This window comes from Vibrio sp. 03_296 (assembly GCF_002265885.1).
The window spans coordinates 102,047-123,548 of record NZ_NPKW01000070.1; the positions used below are offsets into that span (position 1 = coordinate 102,047).

General features: G+C 47.8%; 18 protein-coding genes. 15 read left to right on the forward strand and 3 right to left on the reverse strand.

Annotated features, from left to right (window positions below):
- The first annotated feature begins 536 nt into the window (after positions 1 to 536).
- From CIK04_RS09050 to CIK04_RS09100, 11 genes are read left to right on the forward strand one after another with little or no spacing between them, the layout of a single operon-like run.
- Entirely contained in the window at positions 537 to 1,952 is a 1,416-nt protein-coding gene (locus CIK04_RS09050) for an undecaprenyl-phosphate glucose phosphotransferase (protein ID WP_097352759.1), read from the forward strand.
- Positions 1,930 to 3,228: a capsular biosynthesis protein gene (locus CIK04_RS09055; RefSeq protein ID WP_097352758.1), complete on the forward strand. Its 1,299-nt coding sequence runs from the start codon at positions 1,930 to 1,932 to the stop codon at positions 3,226 to 3,228. The genes CIK04_RS09050 and CIK04_RS09055 overlap by 23 nt, the downstream gene beginning before the upstream one ends.
- A gap of 14 nt (positions 3,229 to 3,242) precedes the next feature.
- Positions 3,243 to 3,818 (forward strand): polysaccharide biosynthesis/export family protein, encoded by a 576-nt coding sequence (locus CIK04_RS09060; protein WP_038940713.1) that lies wholly within the window; start codon positions 3,243 to 3,245, stop codon positions 3,816 to 3,818.
- Between the two features lies 1 nt (position 3,819).
- Positions 3,820 to 5,991 carry a polysaccharide biosynthesis tyrosine autokinase gene (locus CIK04_RS09065; RefSeq protein ID WP_097352757.1) on the forward strand — a complete coding sequence of 724 codons (2,172 nt, stop codon included), beginning with the start codon at positions 3,820 to 3,822 and terminating at the stop codon, positions 5,989 to 5,991.
- 1 nt (position 5,992) lies between these two features.
- Entirely contained in the window at positions 5,993 to 7,228 is a 1,236-nt protein-coding gene (locus CIK04_RS09070) for a lipopolysaccharide biosynthesis protein (protein ID WP_097352756.1), read from the forward strand.
- Positions 7,215 to 8,615, forward strand: coding sequence for a capsular biosynthesis protein (locus tag CIK04_RS09075; RefSeq protein WP_097352755.1), 1,401 nt, complete (start codon positions 7,215 to 7,217; stop codon positions 8,613 to 8,615). The genes CIK04_RS09070 and CIK04_RS09075 overlap by 14 nt, the downstream gene beginning before the upstream one ends.
- 44 nt (positions 8,616 to 8,659) lie before the next feature.
- On the forward strand, positions 8,660 to 9,658 hold the full coding sequence (locus tag CIK04_RS09080) for a glycosyltransferase (RefSeq protein ID WP_097352754.1): 999 nt from the start codon (positions 8,660 to 8,662) through the stop codon (positions 9,656 to 9,658).
- On the forward strand, positions 9,655 to 10,860 hold the full coding sequence (locus tag CIK04_RS09085) for a glycosyltransferase family 4 protein (protein WP_097352753.1): 1,206 nt from the start codon (positions 9,655 to 9,657) through the stop codon (positions 10,858 to 10,860). Before CIK04_RS09080 ends, CIK04_RS09085 begins: the two co-directional genes overlap by 4 nt.
- Positions 10,861 to 10,865: 5 nt before the next feature.
- Positions 10,866 to 11,972: a glycosyltransferase family 4 protein gene (locus CIK04_RS09090; RefSeq protein WP_038940706.1), complete on the forward strand. Its 1,107-nt coding sequence runs from the start codon at positions 10,866 to 10,868 to the stop codon at positions 11,970 to 11,972.
- A 2-nt stretch (positions 11,973 to 11,974) separates the two neighbouring features.
- Entirely contained in the window at positions 11,975 to 12,379 is a 405-nt protein-coding gene (locus CIK04_RS09095; RefSeq protein ID WP_017421131.1) for a hypothetical protein, read from the forward strand.
- A gap of 40 nt (positions 12,380 to 12,419) precedes the next feature.
- Positions 12,420 to 13,898, forward strand: a complete 1,479-nt coding sequence (locus CIK04_RS09100) for a DUF4832 domain-containing protein (protein ID WP_097352752.1) — start codon at positions 12,420 to 12,422, stop codon at positions 13,896 to 13,898.
- 72 nt (positions 13,899 to 13,970) lie between these two features.
- Here CIK04_RS09100 and CIK04_RS09105 read toward each other — a convergent pair whose 3' ends face one another.
- The gene (locus tag CIK04_RS09105; RefSeq protein WP_026050545.1) at positions 13,971 to 14,462 is read right to left on the reverse strand and encodes a type II secretion system protein; all 492 of its coding nucleotides are present in this window, start codon (positions 14,460 to 14,462) and stop codon (positions 13,971 to 13,973) included.
- A 246-nt stretch (positions 14,463 to 14,708) separates the two neighbouring features.
- Here CIK04_RS09105 and CIK04_RS09110 point away from each other — a divergent pair, with 246 nt between their 5' ends.
- Genes CIK04_RS09110 through CIK04_RS09120 form a run of 3 tightly spaced genes read left to right on the forward strand, consistent with a single transcriptional unit; the run spans position 14,709 to position 17,561 of the window.
- On the forward strand, positions 14,709 to 15,692 hold the full coding sequence (locus CIK04_RS09110) for an ABC transporter substrate-binding protein (RefSeq protein ID WP_086467654.1): 984 nt from the start codon (positions 14,709 to 14,711) through the stop codon (positions 15,690 to 15,692).
- A gap of 12 nt (positions 15,693 to 15,704) precedes the next feature.
- Positions 15,705 to 17,018: a diguanylate cyclase gene (locus CIK04_RS09115; RefSeq protein WP_097352751.1), complete on the forward strand. Its 1,314-nt coding sequence runs from the start codon at positions 15,705 to 15,707 to the stop codon at positions 17,016 to 17,018.
- Positions 17,019 to 17,021: 3 nt separating this feature from the next.
- Positions 17,022 to 17,561, forward strand: coding sequence for a GNAT family N-acetyltransferase (locus CIK04_RS09120; RefSeq protein WP_097352750.1), 540 nt, complete (start codon positions 17,022 to 17,024; stop codon positions 17,559 to 17,561).
- Position 17,562: 1 nt separating this feature from the next.
- Here the strand turns inward: CIK04_RS09120 and CIK04_RS09125 are convergent, their stop codons facing one another.
- A complete protein-coding gene (locus tag CIK04_RS09125; protein ID WP_097352749.1) occupies positions 17,563 to 18,267 on the reverse strand; it encodes a DNA-3-methyladenine glycosylase I in 705 nt (234 codons plus the stop codon).
- 128 nt (positions 18,268 to 18,395) lie between these two features.
- On the opposite strand from CIK04_RS09125, the gene CIK04_RS32705 reads away from it, so the two are divergent.
- Positions 18,396 to 18,569, forward strand: a complete 174-nt coding sequence (locus CIK04_RS32705; protein ID WP_013571524.1) for a hypothetical protein — start codon at positions 18,396 to 18,398, stop codon at positions 18,567 to 18,569.
- 71 nt (positions 18,570 to 18,640) lie between these two features.
- Here CIK04_RS32705 and CIK04_RS09130 read toward each other — a convergent pair whose 3' ends face one another.
- Positions 18,641 to 21,448, reverse strand: a complete 2,808-nt coding sequence (locus CIK04_RS09130; protein WP_097352748.1) for an Hsp70 family protein — start codon at positions 21,446 to 21,448, stop codon at positions 18,641 to 18,643.
- Positions 21,449 to 21,502 lie beyond the last annotated feature (54 nt).

A 21,502-nucleotide genomic window follows, 5' to 3' on the forward strand; every position in this document is an offset into this window, starting at 1 on the left:
TGCATTATTCTGAGTGATAACAATTTTGCAACACGTATTGATAGTTTTATGATCTACCCGTCACTACGTGATGTTCGTCGAAAAAATGCTTGATCCAAAGTGATTAGTTTGTATTTAGACAGGCAATCAAAGTCAAAGACGCAATTGTCCAACGCCTCGCTATTATGGGGTGGCGTGCTGCGATTTCTCTGAATCGCCTTTTTATTCGGTGTTTTTGTTACCAACCATAAGATCTAAAAATCTGATGTATTCAACGATTTACATCATCTCTCCTCGCATTCTTCGCTCGTGCTCGGTAATATGCCTCTGAGTTTGCAATGTCTCATTAGTGTGACGAATGCTTTGGTGTTGTTACTTATTTGGGTGATCAATGTCGACTATTTGAAAATTCGTTTTGACAACTTCTTGACAGTGTTGGTGTCAAATTTATGTACATTGCGACCGGTTTTTCTCATCCAAACAATCATTCGTATCAATATCGACTTGTGTTTTTTAACAAGGTCTATGTGTTTCAAGGTTGTAGATAGGTTCTCGTAATGACTTCAAATAAAGCACTAAAGTTTGCCGATGATGGATACGCTACTTTATTGAAAATAGCCGACTTCCTTCTCATCAACTTTTCACTCTTCATCTTCATTGCTTTGCTCGGGGAAGAGGAAACCGCCATTGATGTCACCGCAGGATTTATCTTTTCGATTATCTTTCTGCTTGGTGGTGAATATCTGGGCCTCTACTCGCGTTCTCGTATACGCCGAGTGCGTGCTTCGCTGGCCAGACTGTGCGTTGTGATACTCCTGTCTGCTTTTATGATGGTGTTCGTGCGATTTGGTTTTTGGGGGCTAAAAGGCGTTTCCATCACAAACCTGAATCCAACATTGTTGAACTACTGGTATGTACTGGTGTTGGCGTTCTTGAGCCTTTTCCGAATTTCAATCATTTCCGTTGTGCGAGCGGTGATCAAGCTGGCTAATCGTAAAAAACGCATTGCGATCATTGGCCTTACGCCTGCGGGATTGGCGATTTCCAGCTCATTAGTGCGAGACTACAACGAAAATGATATTGAGCTGGCGTTTTATGATGACAGAGAGGAAGAACGCTTTGGTTATTTAACGCAGGCGCCGTATAAGGGCAAAGTTGACGTTGCGTTAGAGCTTGCCCGAGAACGCAAGCTGGACGAAGTGTACATAGCGTTGCCCATGGTGGCCAAAGATCGCATCCGCAATTATCTCAATGCATTGTCTGACAGCACCGTGGATACGTATCTGGTGCCAGATCTTTATACCTATAACTTGTCGGTTTCCAAGGTGAAATCGGTAGGTGGTGTGCAAACCTTCAGCGTCTTTGGATCGCCTTTTGATGGGGTGGGGGCGTTTTTCAAACGTGTCGAAGACCTCGTCATTGGTTCGCTGATCACCCTTTTGATTTTGCCTGTACTGGTTGCTGTTGCCATTGGTGTGAAGCTAAGCTCTCCAGGCCCGGTACTGTTTAAGCAAGACCGCTATGGCCTTGGTGGTAAAAAAATCAAAGTGTGGAAGTTTCGTTCAATGCGCGTGATGGAAAATGATGCGGTAGTGACGCAAGCCACCAAGAATGATCCTCGCGTGACCAAATTTGGCGCTTTTATCCGCCGAACCTCACTAGACGAACTGCCGCAGTTTATTAACGTACTGCAAGGCTCGATGTCGATTGTGGGGCCGCGACCACACGCGGTTGCTCACAATGAAGAATATCGAGTGTTGGTCGATAATTACATGATCAGACACAAAATTAAGCCTGGCATCACGGGGTGGGCACAAATCAATGGATACCGTGGCGAAACCGAAACGGTCGATAAAATGGAAAAGCGAATCCAATACGATATTCAGTACATGCAAAACTGGAGTCTGTGGTTGGATATCAAAATTATTTTCATGACGGTATTCAAAGGCTTTGTTAGTGAGACAGCTTACTAGTGCCATCTTCGGGTTGCTCGTTTGTTTGCCAGTCAATGCAGAGTTAACACCGAAATCGCATATTGGCATTGCAGGCATCGATTTTCAGTCACAGCTCGCTGCGAGCTACGGCTCAAATGACAATGTGACGTATCAAACAGATGATCAGCAGGCGCAGCAATCTGACTATGTTCAATTAGCGCCTTATCTTCAGGCGATTGGTGTGCGAGGGGAAGACCGTTATTTGTTGGCCTACAGCGGAGAATACCGCCAATACGGCGATTCGCCGGCTGACGATTATGCACGGCATTTTCTGCAGTTTGAAGGAGCATGGCGTTTTGGCCAAAAACACGGGCTAACATGGAATATCGCACAAACCTACGATCAAGAAGAGCGGGGTGATGAACTCACGCAAGGGTTTAGCGAAAGTCAGTTTGAACAATACGGATTTTCTCAGCACGGCCTGAGAAATAGCATGTTTGATACCAGTTTGCGCTACAGCTACGGCGCATTGCAAGGTCGCGGCAAGTTGGAAGTGATGTTGCAGAGCAAGCAGCTTAGCTTTCGTGATACCAACGATATTGCAAAAGCCAATGCGAATTTTCTCCGTTACGTTGAAGAGCAGCAGTGGCGTGAAGACAGCTTAGTGGTGGATTTGTTTGACCAAATGAGCAGTCATAGCCGCTTTCGGTATAGCTTCATCACCAATCAACGACATTATGAAGAAAACGAGAGAAAAAACAGCAATGAGTACTACTTGCTGTTTGGCGTAAAAACCGAGCTGACTGGCAAAACGACCTTGGAAGCGGAGACAGCATTGCTGCAAAAAAGCTTCCCGAATAACGGTGAAGCAGAGACGTTTCGAGGGGTTAACTGGGATGTGGAAGCCAATTGGCGACCAGTGAAACATTCAATGTTTACTTTGTATACGTGGCAACGCGTCAAAGATCCGAGTGAGGAAGGGGGCTACATCCTCAATAGTCACTACGGCGTTGCTTGGCAGCATCAATGGTGGGTGAAACGCCTGTCATCGCGAATTGAATATGGCTATGAAACCGAAGATTATCGCATGGCTAACAATGACCGCCGAGATGAAACGCAGATGGTCAAAGTGTCGTTAGGTTACGACTTTAGACCATCGGTTCGTTTGGAGATGAATTATCAGTGGAATGGAATGGACTCGAACGAAGACGTTGACCGTTTCAACATTGGCGGCAACGGATCAAGTGAATGGGTCGAGCGCCAATTAGGATACGACCAGTCGTTCATCGAATTGCAGTTGAAGTTGCAGATATAAAAAGGTTTGGAAAGATGCAAAGAGTACTTCTTTTAATATTCAGTCTGTTATGGCTTGGGCAAGGGATGGCGGAAACGTTAGACGCTCCCTCGTCTCCTCAAATGACTCAGAAAGAACAGCGCGATGCATCGTTGGATGATTACCACTTAGGCACTGGCGATAAAATCGAGATCATCGTTTATGGTGAAGACGATTTATCGATGAAACTGAAAATTGGCAAAGCTGGCCTAGTGAACTTCCCATACATTGGTGAAGTGAAGCTAACTGGCAGAACGCCGAGCGAGATTGAAACCGAGATCGAAAACCGTCTGCGCGGAGATTACCTTCTTAATCCGATGGTAACGGTCAATCTTGAGTCATTTCGCTTGTTCTATATCTCTGGCGAGGTTGAACAGCCAAATGGCTATGAATACCAGCCTCGTTTAACCGTTGAACAGGCCATCGCCATGGCGGGTGGCTTTACCGATCGCGCCGACAAAGGCGATATCAATATCCGTTCAGGCTCGACTTTGGAGCTGATTGAAGATGTTGAACTCACGCACCCTGTGAACCCGGGTGACACTGTAATTGTAGAACAGAGCTTTTTCTAATATGGCAGCAGGAATGGTCGCGCGCGGCAAGAAAGTTGAAAACAGTATCGATTTCACGCCGTTTCTTAAAGCGTTGAAAAAGAATGGATTAAAAATAGTGCTTTTTACGGCGCTGGTCACCGGAGCCTGCGTGCCTTTGATCATGTCGATGGAGTCAAAGTACATCTCGACCGCGGCGGTATTGCTCAAAGCACAAGCTGACAACGCCACGCCGATTGAGCAGGTTGATGGCTATGATTCAACTCGTGCTCAGTATTACGAAACGCAACTGAACCTGATGCAGTCTCGCGTGGTGCTTGAGCGTGTGGTAAAGCAGCTTAATCTCGACGAAAACAGTCAATACAATCGCGACAAGATAATCTCAGAGTCGCCCTTGACCTGGCAGTTGCCAGAGCAGCAGCGTATGGACAACGCGATCAAAACATTGCGTAAAGGGCTTACGTTCACGCCGGTGCGTTTGACGCAATTGGTTTATGTCTCTTATGAATCGCCAGACGCCGCAGAAGCGGCGCGCATTGCAAACGCTGTTGCGCAGGGTTTCATTGACTACAGCGTTGAGCAAAAAATGGCAAAAACGCAAAGTGCTCAACAGTGGAATGAAAGCCAAATGGCGGAGTTGCGTGAACAAGTTTCAGCAAAAAAGAAAGAGATGGAGCGCTTCCTCGACAAAGAGGGCTTGCTCACTTTTCGTGGCATTGATGGCTTTGAAACGGAAGAGTTGGGCATCACTACCAACAAACTGGCTGATGCGAAAGAGCGTCGTTTGGCAGCTCAAGCGCAGTATGAAATCGTGCTCAACAATATCGATGCACCGCTGGATGACATTGCCGCGATTCCGGAAATCTCAAGTCACCCACAGTTGCAAGATTTGCGTATCGCTATGATTCAAGCGAAACGTAAACTCTACGATTTGCAAAATAAATACGGTCCTAAGCATAACAAGGTGCTGGAAGCCAAAGCGCAAATTCAAGCGATCGAAGGCCAAACTAAGAACCTGCTGAATGAGTTAAAAGATGGCTTGTACAAACAGTACCAAGCGGCGCTCACCAAAGAGAATCGCTACAAAGCTCTGCTCAACGAGCAGAAAAAACGGTTCCGCACCTTGGTGGCCAAACGTGACCAGTACGAGAGCATGAAGCTGGATTTGCAAAAGACAGAAGATCTTTATAAGAGCCTGTTTTTACGCAGCAAAGAGCAGTCGCTCACTGCGCAGTATCGTGAACCCGATGCGCTGATTTACGACCCTGCGGTTGCAGCGGAGCGTCCACAAAAGCCAAACAAAAAACTGTTGCTGGTGATGGTGTTTGTACTCTCACTGATGATCGCTTTGTTGTTTGTAATTGTGCGCACCGCCATGAACCAAACGGTCAGCACACTGGCCCAGTTGCCTAGTAAACTTGGCCTTGTGCCATTAGCGGATTTACCGGAGTTTGCTGAGGGGGTTGAACGCTCGGCTTTGGCAAAACTGATTGCCAGCAATCAGCAAGCGATGGAAACCATTCACGGCATTAACAGCGCGGTGTTACTGAAAGCACCGAATGCTCGAACCTTAGGTGTGGTTGCCAGTTGTGAGGGCGAAGGGGCGAGCTTGGTGGCTCAGTTAATGGCGCAAAGCCTTGCGGCAAACCATCGAACCTTGCTGGTGGACCTCGATTATCGCACCCAAACGGGGCTCTCGTTGCCGTTTGAATCTCAATCAGAGCAGGAATCCGTTGTGGCAACAGGTTTTGCGCAATGGTTGGACGCAGAGCAACAAACAACAACGCTGACCTTGTCTGACTTTGTTCAGCCAATGGAGCAGGGCGGCGATTGGTTACCACGAGGGGTGCTGACTCAATCTCCGTTGCTATTGCTTGGCCGGGAAGGAGCCAAGCACGCTTTTGAGCAGCTCGCACTCCATTACGACCGTGTGGTGGTGAACTTACCCAGCCTGCATGAAAACAAAGATGCACAGTTGATCACTAAATGGCTAGACCAAGTGTTGGTGGTGATTCAAGCCGATACGCGTCAGGCGACGGCCATTCGTCATGATCTTGCCAAGCTTGAGCAAGAGGGAGTCGGTTTGTTAGGTGGGGTGCTTAATCGCGTGAATGCCGATGAACTGATCAGCGAAGAGTCGCTCGCCTTTGTGACGCATGGGGCATTGTCGGCACTCGATAACCTAGGTCAATAGCATGAGTTTGTTGAAAAGCATCACCACGGTCGCAGGCTCATCCATTATTTCGCAAGTCATTGGTGCGTTTTCCATTTGGTTGATTTCGCACCGCTACGACATGGCGGAAGTAGGGCAATACGCACTGACCTATAGTATTGTGCTGATTGGCGCGCAGATTGCGACCTTTGCTTCGCAATTGCTGCTGCCAAAGCAGTCATCCGAGCAATTAGGGCAAAATGTGGTGTTTTGCTTTATGCAAACCAGCGTGTTGGCATTGCCCTATGCGGTGGTTGTGGTCGCGCTTTTCGAGCAATCTTTGCTTTGGGTCTATGGTTTAACCTTGGCCCATGCGTGGATTTTGATTTCTGAAAACCTGCTGATGCGCGATGAGAAGATCACGCTGCTCGCGACACAAAGACTGATGGTTTCGGTATTGGTCGCCTTGTGTGTTTACTTTTCTCGTGAGCCAGCAGAGATCTACTTGGCGTGGACAGCGGCGTTATTGGTGCTGATTGCGCTGTGGCTTCTCTATTCCATTCCATTTAAACGCATCCAACTTCGCCATTTCTCTTGGGCGTCTAATTGGCGCTTTTTGTGCGAGCATCGTCAGCATATTGCTGGCATTGGCAGTGCGGAAGTCATGGTGATGGTCAACGGTAATCTTCCCATCGTATTGATTACTTATTGGTTTTCTCCGCTGATCGCGGGTTACTTTGCGGTAGTGAGTCGCTTCTGTTTGTCTCCGGTGGTGATTATTGGCAACGCCGTACGCAACTCGATTTTTTCAAAGTGGTCGGTGGATTTTCGTCACCAACGCTTTAATTACCCAGAGTTTCTCAAGGTAAGACAACTGCTGCTTATGATGGGGATTGCGGCAACCGCTGGGGTTTACCTGTTTTATCCGTTGGTGATGCAGTTTGCCACCGCACAGCAATGGGTCAGCCAAGAATGGCTGGACTCCGTTCCTACCTCACAATACATGTTGCCGTATCTGTTCACTGCTCTGGCGATTTGTCCGTTGACCGTAGTGGAGCTGGTGTTTGGTTCTCCGAGGTATTTTTTCCGAATTCAGTGTGAGCAGTTTGCCGTGGTGATGGTGGCGTTCGTCCTCATGCCGTATTGGTCGGCCAGCTATGAAGCGTCGATTATCGCCTTTGCCGCTTTATCTGCCTTGCGTTACGGCTTTATTTATCTCACGGTGAACAAGCGAGCGCGTAGTATGAGTGATAGCGAGGTGCTGCGTGACGCTCAATAATGGCTTTTACTTACAAGGGCTCGCCTGGATAACCCTAGTGGTGTGCGGTTTAGTACAGTACTTCACGGGCATCGGTTCGGTGCTGTGGCTGCCATTTATTTTGGCCTGTGTGATGGTCATTTTATTGATGATGCAAACACGTTTCAGCCAGTTTTCGCTTGATACACAAGAGCAGCTCATCTTGTTCGGTCTGGTGGCTCTGTTTGTCTTGGCACTGCTTTCGACCGTGTTGCAAAACGGCGTGACCGTCACCATTGTGGGCTTTAAAAATGAGTTGTCGCTGGCGCTGATAACACTGTGCTTATTACTTGGCTTTTGCCGCGAATCACAGATCTACCGTGTGACTCAAACGCTGTACTGGATTTTCTATCTGCAGTTTCCGGTGATTGCTTATCAGGTTTTGGTCATGGTGCCAAAACGTGTTGCGGTGATGGGAGAGTACGAAAAGTGGGACTCTGTGGTGGGCACGTTTGGTGGTGATCCACTAGGGGGCGGAAACACCGCCGCTCTGGGGCTGTTTTGTCTGCTCATCATGTTGCTCAAATTGTCTGAATATAAACATGGCGTGGCGACGAAGCGCAGCACGCTGTTACACATCATTGCTGCGTTTGCAGTTTGCGTATTGGGCGAAATTAAGTTTGTCATTCTTATTTCGCCTCTGCTTTTGGCTTTTACGTGGTTTGCTCCCAGCTATTTGAAAGGCATGCGCCGATACGGGCTAAAAATGGTGTTGATTATCCTCTTCGGGATGTTGGCTCTGATCACGATTGCGGTATTGGTGTTGGCTGCCTCTTATGCGTCGGCATTTGGTGGTGACCCAAGCAAAGGGGCATTGATGGTGTTCATCGACTCTCTCTCCTACGCGTTTGATCCTCATTACATCATGCCTTCTGGTGAGTTGGGGCGAATGACCACCTTGTTCTTTTGGCAAGAAAACAGCGATTTGTATGGCTGGCCAAGCCAATGGTTTGGCTACGGCCTCAATGCCACCAACCACGGCAGCTCAGTTGCGCCGGGTTTTTTGAATCAGGTGTTCAATGTTCTGCTGGATTCCACCTCGCTAAGCATGATGCTTTGGGAGCTCGGGCTAGCTGGTTTACTGCTGTTTGTTGCGGTTGTGGGCACCATCGTATGGGTTGCCTTGCCAACACCGCAACTCGATATCGAATCAATCAACGATGAAGACCGACGATTGCTGGCGTCGCAACCGGCGTTTATCGCGTTCATTATCGCTGTGCTGCTCAGCCTGCCTTATAGCCAAATCTTAATGTTAGTCCCTATGTTGCAGTTTCTATTTTACTTCGCGCTAGGCGCGGTGGTGGTGATTCGCCAATCGGTCAGGCAGCAAGTAACCCATTGTGAGTTTGCGATGGGTCGTGAAGCGTAATACGCAGCTAGATAACACAGAATGATCAATAAAAAGAGTGAGATATGACCATTAAGCCATTAATCAGTGTCATTATTAAAACCTATAATGAACAGCAAGGTATCGCGAACACGATCGACAGTATTCGCCAAAACCTTGCTGCTTTTCCTCACGAGATTCTGGTGGCGGACAGCCTTTCTACCGATGAAACACCCTCTATCGCGTTAGCCAATGGCGCAACCGTTGTCAGCCTAGTGAATGAAAATGAGCGTTGTTGTGGTGTGGGCCATCAACTGGGTTATCTCCATGCCAAAGGTCAATTTCTGCTCTTGATGGATGGTGATATGGAGCTGGCTCCGGGCTTTATTGAAGCGGGTGTTGGTTTTTTACGCTCTCATCCTAGTTATGCTGGTGTGGCTGGTATGGTTGAGATGGATGATGCCGTTAGCTACGAATTCAAATCACGCAAGCAGCGCCTACACAAAATCTACCCTCTGGGGGATTGTACGCATCTTGGTGGAGGTGGCCTTTATCGTAAAAGTGCCATTGATGAGATCGGTTATCTCACTAACCGTAACTTACACGCGTATGAAGAAGCCGAGTTGGGCATGCGTTTGAAGCACGCAGGCTATAAGCTGCATCGCTTAGCGCAGCCTTATTTTCACCACACTTCTTATGATCTCTCCACTTGGCAATTGCTCAAATATCGCTGGCGTAGCCAGTATTTGTTTGCGCCGGGTGAGCTGTTGAGAAGCGCTTGGAGGAAAGCGCATTTCCGTGATGCCCTGCATACCGTTAAAAACGAAGCGATATTCACTCTCTATCTCGGCTTACTGCTGGCATCACTGTGTTCGTTGAAGCCTGTGGTCATTGTGGCGGCGCTCATGCCGCTTGGCGCTTTTTTCCTGCTTAAAGCGGTCAAAAATCGTTCTTTGCGCGATGCGGCGCAAAGCGTGATCAACCTAACTGTCTTTTCGGCGGGGTTGGTTCGAGGGTTGTTTTCCTCTCACAACGATCCACATCAAGCACCGCAAAATACCGTAACGAAAGGAGAGCAGGCATGAAAATATTGTTGGTTAACAAGTTCTTCTTTTTGAAAGGCGGTGCTGAGACGGTGTTTTTTCAAGAGCGTGAGCTGCTTCATTCGGCGGGTTTCGAGATCATCGATTTCGCCATGAAGCATGAGAAAAACCTCACTTCCTCATACAGTGACTTTTTTGTCGACAACGTCGACTACCACCAAGGGCATGGGATCAGCAGTAGTTTGAAGACCGCTTGGGCGTTTATTCACAACAGTGATGCGTGTGCCAAGCTAAAAACACTGATTGAGCAAGAAAAACCACAAATCGTACATTTTCATAATATTTACCATCAGTTGACACCCTCGCTGATTAAAGTGGCAAAATCTGCGGGTTGCAAAACGGTACTCACGGCGCACGATACGAAAATTGCTTGCCCGAGTTACACCATGTATCGCCAAGGTAAAACTTGCGAAGCGTGCCTAGATGGCAGTGTTTGGAACGCGACACGTTACCGTTGCCAACAAGGATCCTTATTTAAAAGTGTGTTGCTCTCACTCGAAGCAACCTATCAATCTTTAGCGGGAAATTATCGTGCGCTTGACGTGATTATTTCTCCGAGCGAATTTCTTGCGAGCATCTTGCGCCGCAAGTTACCAGAAAACCACATTGAAGTGATTGTCAATGGCATCGATGAAAACGTCGATTGCAGCGACGTCAGTGATGACGGTTATTTTCTCTATCTAGGACGATTAAGTCAGGAAAAAGGCATAGCAACGCTGGCGGCTGCTTATCAACAGTCACAACGCTTGCTGCCGCTCAAAGTGGTGGGGGATGGCCCACTGCATGAGACGTTAAAACAGCAATACAGCATGATCGAATTTCTGGGCTTTCAATCTGGCGATGCATTGCATCAACTGATTAAAAAAGCCAGTGCGATCGTGGTGCCGTCAGAGTGCTACGAGAACTGTTCAATGTCCGTTCTTGAGGCGATGGCGTATGGAAAACCCGTGATTGGAGCCAATATTGGAGGGATTCCAGAGCAGGTAAGAGAGGGAACCGAAGGGCATCTATTTGTTGCAGGGAACTCTACTTCTTTGGCTGAGGTAATGGACACTTTTGCCCAACATCCAGAGAAGGCGGCTCAATTAGGCCACAATGCGCGTCGACGATTAGAACAGCGTTACTCGTTGACCCGTCATCAACAAAGCTTAATGAGTCTTTACCGAAATCTAATCAATAAGTGAGAAGCATGACATTAAAAATTACCGTATTGGGTACGCGTGGTATTCCCAATGTTTTAGGTGGTGTCGAAACACATTGTCAGCATTTATATCCTCAAGTTGTCGAACAATCCGATTCTCAAGTCTGCGTACTGGCGCGCTCTCCTTATGTCGATTATCGACATTCCCAGTATCAAGGGGTGGAGACGAAATCGGTGTGGGCGCCAAAGAAAAAATCGTTGGAAGCCGTCATCCATTCTACCTTAGCGGCACTATCGACCTGGGTGGACCGCTCGCAAGTGGTACATGTTCACGCCATTGGTCCGGGTTTAGTGGTGCCACTGCTGCGTTTACTGGGTAAGAAAGTCGTTTTTACTCACCATGGGCCTGACTATGATCGCCAAAAATGGGGTGGTTTTGCGAAGAAAATTCTGATGCTTGGCGAAAAGCTCGCGGTGCGTTGGTCAAATGAAGTGATCGTGATCTCGGATGTGATTAACGACTTAATTCAGCAGAAATACCATCGTTACGATGCCCACCTGATTTATAACGGTGTGGAAGCGTCTGAACAACTTGATGAGCAGCAAGTACAAGACGTGATGACCAAGCATGGCTTACTGGTGAAAGAGTATTTTGTTGCGGTAGGGCGCTTTGTTGAAGAAAAAGGGTTCCATGATCTGATTGATGCCTATGCGCAGTCTGGTTCCGCTCTGCCTTTGGTATTGGTGGGAGATACCGATCATGAAACGAAGTACAGCGCCGAACTAAAAGAAAAAGCACGCAACACACCAAACGTCTATATGACGGGTTTTTTAAATGGTGATGAGCTAAAAGCCGTCTTTTCTCAGGCGCGCGCCTTTGTAATGCCGTCTTATCATGAAGGGTTGCCTATCGCCTTACTTGAAGCCATGTCTTACTCGCTGCCAGCCGTTGTGAGTGATATCCCCGCCAATGCTGAAGTTGCGTTGCCGCAAGAAAACTATTTTCCAGTGGGGGATGTGGTGGCGCTGGGGGAAAAATTAAAACAAGCAGAGCAAGCTGAAAGCGTGGATTACCATGATTATTTGGCCAAATACGACTGGCATAAAATCGCGGATCAAACCATTGCGGTTTATCAGAAGGCGTTGGAGAAATAAACGTGGATGCGAAAAAAGCCAACAAGGCAGTGGCACAATTTTACCATGCGCTGGACAAGCAAACGGCAGAGAGCTTAACTGAGCAACAGAAGCGCGACATTGAACAAGCGGTGCAATCCATGGGCCTAGTGGCTCGGCATTCGATTGATGTTCGTAAGAGTTTGCCCTGGTTTGGCAAGCGCTACTATTTGGTTCTCCTCTGTGGTCGTGACCGCCGTGGACAAGTTCGAGCGGAAGAGTCGAAATTGGTCAACTTTTTTACGGTGACGTTTGTTGTCATCGCATTGTTGACCTTGCTTGGCTTATCCGCCTTGGCTTTATACCTGCTTAAGTCAGCGTTAGGGATTGATATCTTCAAAGACTACTCGCTAGGAATATGGGACTGGTTTAAAGGTCTGATTCACTAGTGTTGTCAGCGAGTTCATACTCAACACGAAAAGGTACGGAATGAAACGTCGATTTTACCAACAGCTCTTATTGGCTTCGCTTATTAGCATGCCCGTCACCGCTTGCTATGCCAAAAAAGGCCAAGCGGAAAACGGAGCAAACAAACCAGAGAACTCCGTTGTTGAGAGTGCGGATCCCGTTGACGAGGGGAGTGTGACGGTTTATCCAACGGAATTATCAGGGCCAATCAGCAATCCCGGAATGGGGGTCGAAACGTTTCATAACAATTGGGGCGCGACTCTGAGCACGGCACAATATCCAGAAGCGGGTATTGATTACTATCGTTTTTATTGGAATGAGTTAGAGCCAGTTGAAGGGCAATATGCTTTTGATAAGCTCGATCGAATTTTGGCGGAAAATCGCCAGGAATCGCCTGCGAAGATGATTGCGATACGCTTTATGACCGCCGATGAGCCTTATACTGGCAGTAAAATCCCAAGCTGGTTGATCAATAAAGGGATCGCGGGCGATTGGAGTGAAGATGGTTCCACTTTCGTTCCGAGCCTAGAAGACAGCGTATACATGAGTTACATGGCGAAGCTGTTGAACGCGTTTGGTCAGCGTTACGATGGCAATCCTAACCTCAGCCATGTTGATATTGGTATGGTTGGCTCTTGGGGTGAGTGGCACAACAGCAATTTTGCTAACCTAGCACCACTGCATCAGCGTTACAGTGATGCAACGCTCAATCATATTGTGGATTTGCACTTTCAAGCATTTCCCAAAACCCCCAAAGTCATGCTCATCAGCGGCGAGAACAGCCTAAATTATGCGGTGAGTAAAGGGGCTGGGTGGCGCGCCGATTGTTGGGGAGATTGGCATCATTTCTCGACGACTTGGAGTCATATGAAAGATGACTATCCATATCGTTTGCAGCAAGCCGAACAAAAAGACAGCCAGTTTAAAGAGGCGTGGCAACACGGGCCTATAAGCTTAGAAACCTGCGGTACCATGCAGGAATGGCAAAGCGCTCAGGCATACACATTAGAGGAAGTCCAGGCAAGCTTAGATTGGGCCATTGCACACCATGCTTCTTCGCTTAATCTCAAATCGAAACCGATCCCAGAGGCGTATCGCCCACTGATGGATAACGCGTTGATCAAGTTAGGCTACCGATTGAGAATCAAAAGTTTATCTCACCAGCAGTGGCTCAGTGCGGGCAGCACTTGGGTTATTGAAACCTTGTTCAGTAACGACGGCGTGGCGCCTCCCTATGTTCACCGTAACTTGGCGTATCGTCTGCGTAACAGTGAAGGAGAAACCGTGTTTTCAGCGATATCTAAGTATGACGTGAATACATGGTTACCCGGAGAGCATGCGACAAGAACCAGTTTAACGTTGCCTGATGATCTCGAACGTGGAGATTATGCCGTTGAAGTGGCATTGATTGATAGCCATGGTGAGCTACCGCTGAACTTGGCTAATGATGGCAAGCAAGCCTCTGGTTGGTATCGGCTTTCTCAGTTGAGCATTCAATAACGCTTTTCAGCAAAAACACCCCAAACGGCACCGAGCCTTTTGGGGTGTTTTCTTTTCGATTCTTTTTGCGGTTTAACAGTGCGCAGTTTGCAATTGATAGGTGACATCACCTCCCGCACTGGCGGGGTAAAACACTTCAACGTAGCAACGATGCGTAGGACCCACAGGCTTGTTCGCAAACCCAATTAAAAAATAGGGTTCGGCTGGATTATCCACACCATACCATTTATTGATTGTGAGTTTGGGGTCGAGCCCTGCAAGATCTTGTGCGGGAATCACGTATTTGATCAGGCCAAAATAGCCAATGAGATCGGGATGACCATCCCCATCGAGATCGATATTCGGAGCCAACTGCGCATTGATGGACTCTTGGTTTTGCAAAATGGCTTTGGTGTAGACTTGCGTATTGGCCGTTTCTAGTGCCGTTCTCGCTCCTTGGAGCACCGCAATACGAGCGTCCGTCTGAATATCCAGAAATCGCGCTGCTGCGGTAACCGCAATAATACCAATGATAACCAGCGTCACCACCAGTTCGATGAGAGTAAAGCCTTTCGCTTTGGCCATAAGTCGTCCTAAAAAGTATCGAAATAGGAGTGTAAGACCAGATTAATCAACATCACGTTTCATATCTGAGAAAAACCATACTTGAATCAACAACATTTTTAGAACGTGAATCAAAGCTTTTCTTTTGCAGTTTTAATTGATGATTAAGTGACTAAAAAATGCATTTAGGCACAAAAAATAACCATTTAGTATTATGTGAAATTCAGACTATGATTATATGAGTCTGATTTCATTTGGTTGGCGAGTATGTTGGTTCGGTTCCGAGCAAGTTTGTTTGTCACACTACTGTTAGTAACGGTAGGGGCTGCTGTTTGGCTGAGCAGTCAAAAGCCTCTTTATGACTCTGATTCAGTGATCACCATAGCGGTGTCTCAAACGCCACTTTCTGCCCCGTTTATCATTGCCAAAGAGCTTGGTTATCTTGATTCCGAAGCCCTACGCGTTGATATATTACCTTGTTATGGTGGGGTGAAATGTGCCCAGCTGATGTTTAATGGCGAGGTTCAGTATGCAACGGCATCAGAATCGGTAGTCATGTTTTCCAGCTTTGATCGAAATGATTTTGCTGTTTTGGCGAGCTTTGTGGAGTCAGACAATGATTTAAAGTTACTCACTCTCAAAGAAAATGGCATCGAACAAATTCGTCAACTCGATGGTAAGAAGGTCGGCGTTATAAAAGCCAGTTCCAGTGAGTATTATCTTGATGCGTTGATCAAATCGAGCGTCACGCCAGACATTTTCATAGAAAAGCATTACCTTCCCCCCAACGAAATGAGTATTGCGTTGCTGGATCATCAAGTAGACGCGATCTCTATTTGGGAACCCTACGGCTACCAGCTACAAAATGAAGAGTCCCACCAGATTCACGATTTGAGTATTCGCGGTATCTACCATCTTTCTTTTAACCTTATGGCATTAAAGTCCACGTTGGAATCCGCACCTCAAGAGAACAAGCAAGTGTTGGTGGCCTTAGATCGAGCGCTAGAATGGATGCATGAGCATCCTATAGAGACGCAGAAGATTGTTGCGCGTTATTTGGATATTCCGATTGGGCAGTTGTCTTGGACTTGGGATGACTACACATTTCGCTTGGTGTTGAGTAACAGCTTGCTTTCAAACTTACAGATCCAAGCTCGTTGGGCGCTGGAAAATGGATTGGTGGCGGGTGAGATGCCCGACTACCGAAAACTCATCGATCGAACGCAGTTATCGCGTGCGATACAGCACTAAAGGGTGGCAAGGATGAGTTCATTAACGCAAAAACTGACGCTGCTCTTTTTCTCCACCTTGCTGGTGGTTGGGGTTGTCGCGCACTCTTTGTTTAACGTCTATGAAGAACAAAATAGCATCAGGCAAGAGATGGCGGTGATCAACCTTACTCAGTCAAACCTCGAACAATTGAGAAATCAGCTCTCTTTGTTTATTCAGTACCAAGACGAGGAAAGCTACGAGCAATTGTTTGTGGCACAACAAAAGTTATCAGAACACATTCAACAAACATCTGGCTTTCACCGCACCATGAGCAACTTGGAGCGAATGTGCATAACCTTTCAAGACTTGCTGATTCATGAGCGCTCACTCGGCAACGCCAATTATGCGGCAAAAGAGCTTTTGCACTCACGATATAACATGATTGTGCTGTCAATGGACGAAGAACTCTCATTTCTACAAAGAAATGTGTTGGAAAAACGGCTTGGGCAGTTAACCAGTGTCATCGTTAAAAGTGGCATCTCACTGGTGTGTTTTACTCTGTTGGTCAGTGTTGTGACTTTCCTGATCTTGAAGCGTTTTAAAAAAGGTTGTTCAGTATTGCAGTCGGGATTCAACCAGCTAAGTCACGGTGATTTAGAAAGCCGTATCAGTAGCAAAGGGATAGATGAAGAGTTTGTGGTGGTTGCCGATCGCTTTAATTCGATGAAAACCTCACTCAGGCAGATCACCGTGACCAGAGAACAACTCGAGTTGGAAGTGCTGCGCCAAACGACCGAGTTAAGAGCACAAAAAGAACAGTTGGTTTATCTTTCTGAGCGTGACCCCTTAACGGGTTTGAAGAACCGACGGGCATTTATGACCGCTTTAGAAGACGCAGCCATCAAAGCCAACCGAAGTGGGCTGAAAATGGCACTGTTGTTTATTGATCTCAACAAGTTTAAGGAAATTAACGACACTTACGGACATGATGCTGGCGATGAAATACTGTGTCGCGTAGCAGAACGAATGGTTGATTGTTTTAGGCATTCGGATATCTTGGGCCGGCTAGGGGGAGATGAGTTTGTCGTCTGTCTCGATTTGTTGAAGAGCTATGACGGTGTAATAAGTAAAGCGGAGCAGTTTGCTGAACACATGAGTGCGCCAATTCTCTTTCATGGCCACCACTTGCAAGTAACGCCGAGTATTGGTATCAGTTGTTATCCTGATCAGAGCAGTTCAATATTGGAGCTGGTGAAGTTGGCCGACGAAGACATGTATCAGGCCAAAAACGCCAATGGTGACTTTATTGTTAGCCGTTTTCTGTCACAAGCGCCTGATATGGCGTTACTTAAGGAGTTTAAATAAACAGTGGAAGTTGAAAGTGATCGCCTCAGTATCCGTTGGCCTGAGATAAGCGATGCCTGGCCCTTGTATCAAGGGTATTTTTCCGATGTGGCGGCGTCTAAGTTCTTGGGCAGAGCCGCGCACCCGAATCCCGAAGTCACCTTAAGAAGCATCGAACTTTGGCGATCATTTAGGTATGACGCGCAGGCCGATACGCGAGTGCTGAGCGTGGTGTTGAAAGCCAGCCAGCAACCCATCGGTATTATGGTGCTTAAGCGGGAAGGAGCGGCAATAGAGATTCACTTTGGCCTCAACCGTACATACAGTGGTCAGGGGTACGCGACAGAAATGTGTCGAGCCATGGCGAACGCATTACAAGCAAGCGGATACCACAAGGTCTGGAGCTATGCTCATATTGAGCACACGGCGAGTCTGCGTGTGTTAGAAAAGGCCGGCTTTCAACCTGCAAGGAGACTAAGGTCGTGGATGGTGTTCCCCAACCTTAGTAACGACAAGCAAGATTGCCTTGAAATGATTTATCAGGCTGACGTGCCTGCCCAATAATTTATTCTTCAATCGCACTTTGTACGCGGTTATCTCCCGAGCTAAAAGCGATAACTTGGCTAATTTCCGTGAGACTGCGTCCACTTTGCTGTTGCCAATGAGTAAAGGCCAGCGTTGCGGCTTCTAACGAGCGCTTAGTTTCTTTGCCGCCTTCAATGATTTTATAGCTGCGCAAGTACGCCTCTACATCCCCAGATAAAATAAAGGTATCGACGCCAAGCTGACGTAGGCTGTAAGGGCCGGTGTTACCACCGAGTCGACTGCCGTGCTTTTTCAAAAACGCCCATAGTCCCGTTATTTCTTCTTTCGGCCAGTTCGCCACCATTTGGCCAAATGAGCCGTATTGCAACCCCACTTCGTGCATCATTTGCGCATTCGCTTGAATGGATTTGACCTTAGCGTGATGGCGAATAATACGCGTATCCGCCGCTTTCAGATCCCACTGTTCATCAGAAAGCATCAACAAAGGTGCCACTTTAAAATCAAAGAAGACTTCTTCGAAATTTGGCCACTTGTTTCGCACGACTTTCCAAGAAATGCCACTTTGGAAAATCTTCATACTGAAAGCAGAGAGCCAACGATCATCCGGAATGGCGGCAATTTGCGCTTGGGTGAGTGGTTTGGACAAAAGGGCTTCAAGCTTTGCTTCGCCACCTTTGCGCTCAGCGGCTCTTTGATAGATGTCGTCAAATTTTTCTAGATTCACAATCTCAATCTCCCTTTCTATGCGCTTTTACCGAGGACTAACAAAGCCAAACGATATGTTGACTAACGAATGACATTTTAAAAGCAAGAGTCAGTAAAGTCTGCGACAAAACATGAGGTTATAAAACTATGAAAAAAACATGGATTGCGCTAGGTCTATGCGCATTTTTATCTGGCTGCCAATTGACTAGCGTTGAAGGGGAGTACAAAGATGTGGAAGTGAAACTGAAGAACAAGAGTTCCAGCCACGAGGAAAGCCAATCATTTTGTCCTCCTGGACAGGCGAAAAAAGGGCGATGCTAATTGGTTGGTGCACGATGAAAAACAATCAGCCAGCATGATGCTGGCTGATTGGGCGGTTCAATAATGCTGGTTTACTGAGTCACTAGACGCAACCCGCTAGGGAGTGCATCGCCAAACACGCGTTTAGACTCGCTTTCAGAAAGCTCTTTGACCTCTTCGACCAAGCTTATCCACGCATCCGGCACTCGGCTCTGTTTCAGTTTGGTGAGCACTTGTTGGCGGAAATCTTCAGAGATATCAAAGAGACGATCACCTGTTTTACGACAAATCATCACCGCAGCGAAGGCGATCATCGGTTCTTTTTGCCAGTTTTGATCTAATAGTTTCGGTAACCATTGTTCCGCTTGCTCACGTGGAATGACACGATGTTGGCTTGCGTAGAGCGGTGTACGAGAGGCTAAGCGGCCAATTGCCCACCAGTGTGCTTGTTCAAATTGGTTTTGATTCAGTGCTTTGCTCAAAAACCAACTGGTTAGCAAAACTTTGTCTTCCACTTCAAGATGCTCTAGAGACGCGGCCAGTCGAACCATGGCTTCGTAGCCCATATCTTGAGCGGCTTTTGCTGTTTGTGGGTTTTTCATCGCGCCAGGGTGCAAGTACTTGGCAATGTCGGCAAGCAGCGTTTCCTGTTGCTCTTGGTTCAAACCACCAGCAATACGGCGCCAGAATACCCACCAATCGGTCCAACCTTGATGATTTTGGAACTGGATTCCTTGTTGGTAGAGACCCCACACTTGCTCGATACGCCAAGAATCGGTTGCATCACCAAAACCCGGGCGAAGAGAAAAGCCCGCTAAACGCAGCCAGTTTTTTTCGTGTTGTTCAGAGCGGCGACGACGTTTTCGGCCTTGTGCAAAGGCATCAAACAAGTGGCGTAGGGTGGTGAAGTCCCATTCATCTCGCTTGCCAAGTTTGCGTTCAAGCTCTTTGGCTAATACTTTGATTTCATTGCCTTCGCCACTTTTCTTGTTACCACTATAGAGGCGAGTAATGAGTTCTTTGCACTCATTCAATCGTGGGTGAAGTGTGGCGTGTTCTTGTTCTTCCGCTTTTTTGTTGCGAACTTCAAACTCCAGTGCCCAACGTTTGTCCTCTTCTTCGACACTGACGCACTCCATCTTCAGGGTGCCGACTTCGGTCAATTGACAGGCGAGTTGAACTTCCACACGCTCTTTCTGGTTTGCTTCTAATTCTGCGCCTTCCCCCTGCAATGTAACGATATACGGGGGAAGTGGGGTGAAGATATCAGGGTCGATGTCCGCCATGACGCCGTTCTGAATCGCCACATGGTGCGACAAGGCATCGTGCGTTGAAGTAAGTAGGTTAAAGCGTACAGGTTCACCAAGGGTGAGCGAGAAGCGTCGTCCAGTGAGACGAATTTCTTGTCCTTCTTCGGTGCCTTTTGCAAGCAAACAGAGCGCTTTGCCCATTTTGTTTTTTTCTTGCAGATGCAAAAAGTAAGACCGAGCAGAACCGCCGCCGATTTTTAGTTGTGCACCGCGACGGGCTTTGGCAAAGGCCACGGCCCCTAATGCCACCGACCAATCGGGATGTGGGTTATCAAGGACGGTAACCGGCGCGCCGCGCCAGCGACCGAGCAACTCGGTCATCCGCGCCGTGACGAGGTCACTGTTAAACACGCCGCCGTTCAACAACAGACCTACCGGAATGGCAGGTTGCTCACCCTCTGACTCTCCTAACGCAGCATGAGAGACTTGTTGGTGCTGAGATAAAAACTCGGCCACGTGTTTGCTCACTGCAGGATCGGCAACATAAGGCAAACCAAATTCGACCACGGCGCTGCGGCGTTTATCCGGCGTTTGAGTAAAATCAGAAAGCGGGAAGAAGCCGTCGAGGGCGATTTGATGAACTTCCTGTTTGTTCAAAGCGATGCTCTTGGTGCCGCCAAGCAGTTTGGAACCGCTGCCCAGCATGGTGATCTTCACTTCTTCCGGTGCCTTACTCGAGAGGAGTTGCTCTTTGGCTTTGCGTGTTTGTTGAATCAGTTTGGTGAGGCTGGCAGCATTGAGTTTTTTGCTTTGATTAAAGCGCTGCTCCGCTAAATGCGCGAGGGCCAAATCTAGGTTATCGCCGCCGAGCATGAGGTGTTCACCAACCCCGATGCGATCCAAGGCGAGTGCATCTTGGTTAAATTTTGCTTCAATCAAGCTTAAGTCGGTGGTGCCGCCGCCGACATCGCACACTAAAATCAGCGGGATTTCTTTTAATAACTCTGTGGCATTGTGCTGGTGGCGAGCGTACCAGTCGTAGCAAACCGCTTGAGGCTCTTCGAGCAGAAGCACTTGGCTTAAGCCTGCCAGTTGAGCGGCTTCGAGGGTCAGCTTACGTGCGGTTTCATCAAATGATGCCGGTACGGTGACCACCACCTCTTGCTCTTCGAGCAGATTACCCGGGTGGCGATGATTCCATGCCTGGCGAATGTGATTAAGGTAACTGGCACTGGCAATAACAGGGGAGACTTTCTCAACATCGCTGACCCCGGCCCAAGGCAGTATTTCTGAATGACGATCAACCGCTTGATGAGAAAGCCAGCTCTTAGCGCTCGAAACCTGACGCCCTTCCACCTTCGCGCCCAATTCGCGTGCCCATTCACCAATGATCACATTAGCAATGTCGCCAGCCACATTTTGGTTTTCCCACGGTAAGGTGAGATCGGCAGGCGCGATTTGCCCGTTGGCAGGGTGGTAGCGAAAAGAGGGAAGCAGCGGTTTACGAACCACTTCACCGGGGCCGATAAGCTGGTCAATATCGAAAAGGGAGACGTTGGATTGTTGTAAGTTCTCGGTCAGTTCGCAAAACGCGACCACCGTGTTCGTGGTGCCTAAGTCAATGCCGACAAGATAGCGAGGAGATGCCATGACAAACCCTTGATTGATTTAAAAACGGCACCCTTCGGATGCCGTTTGTTTTGT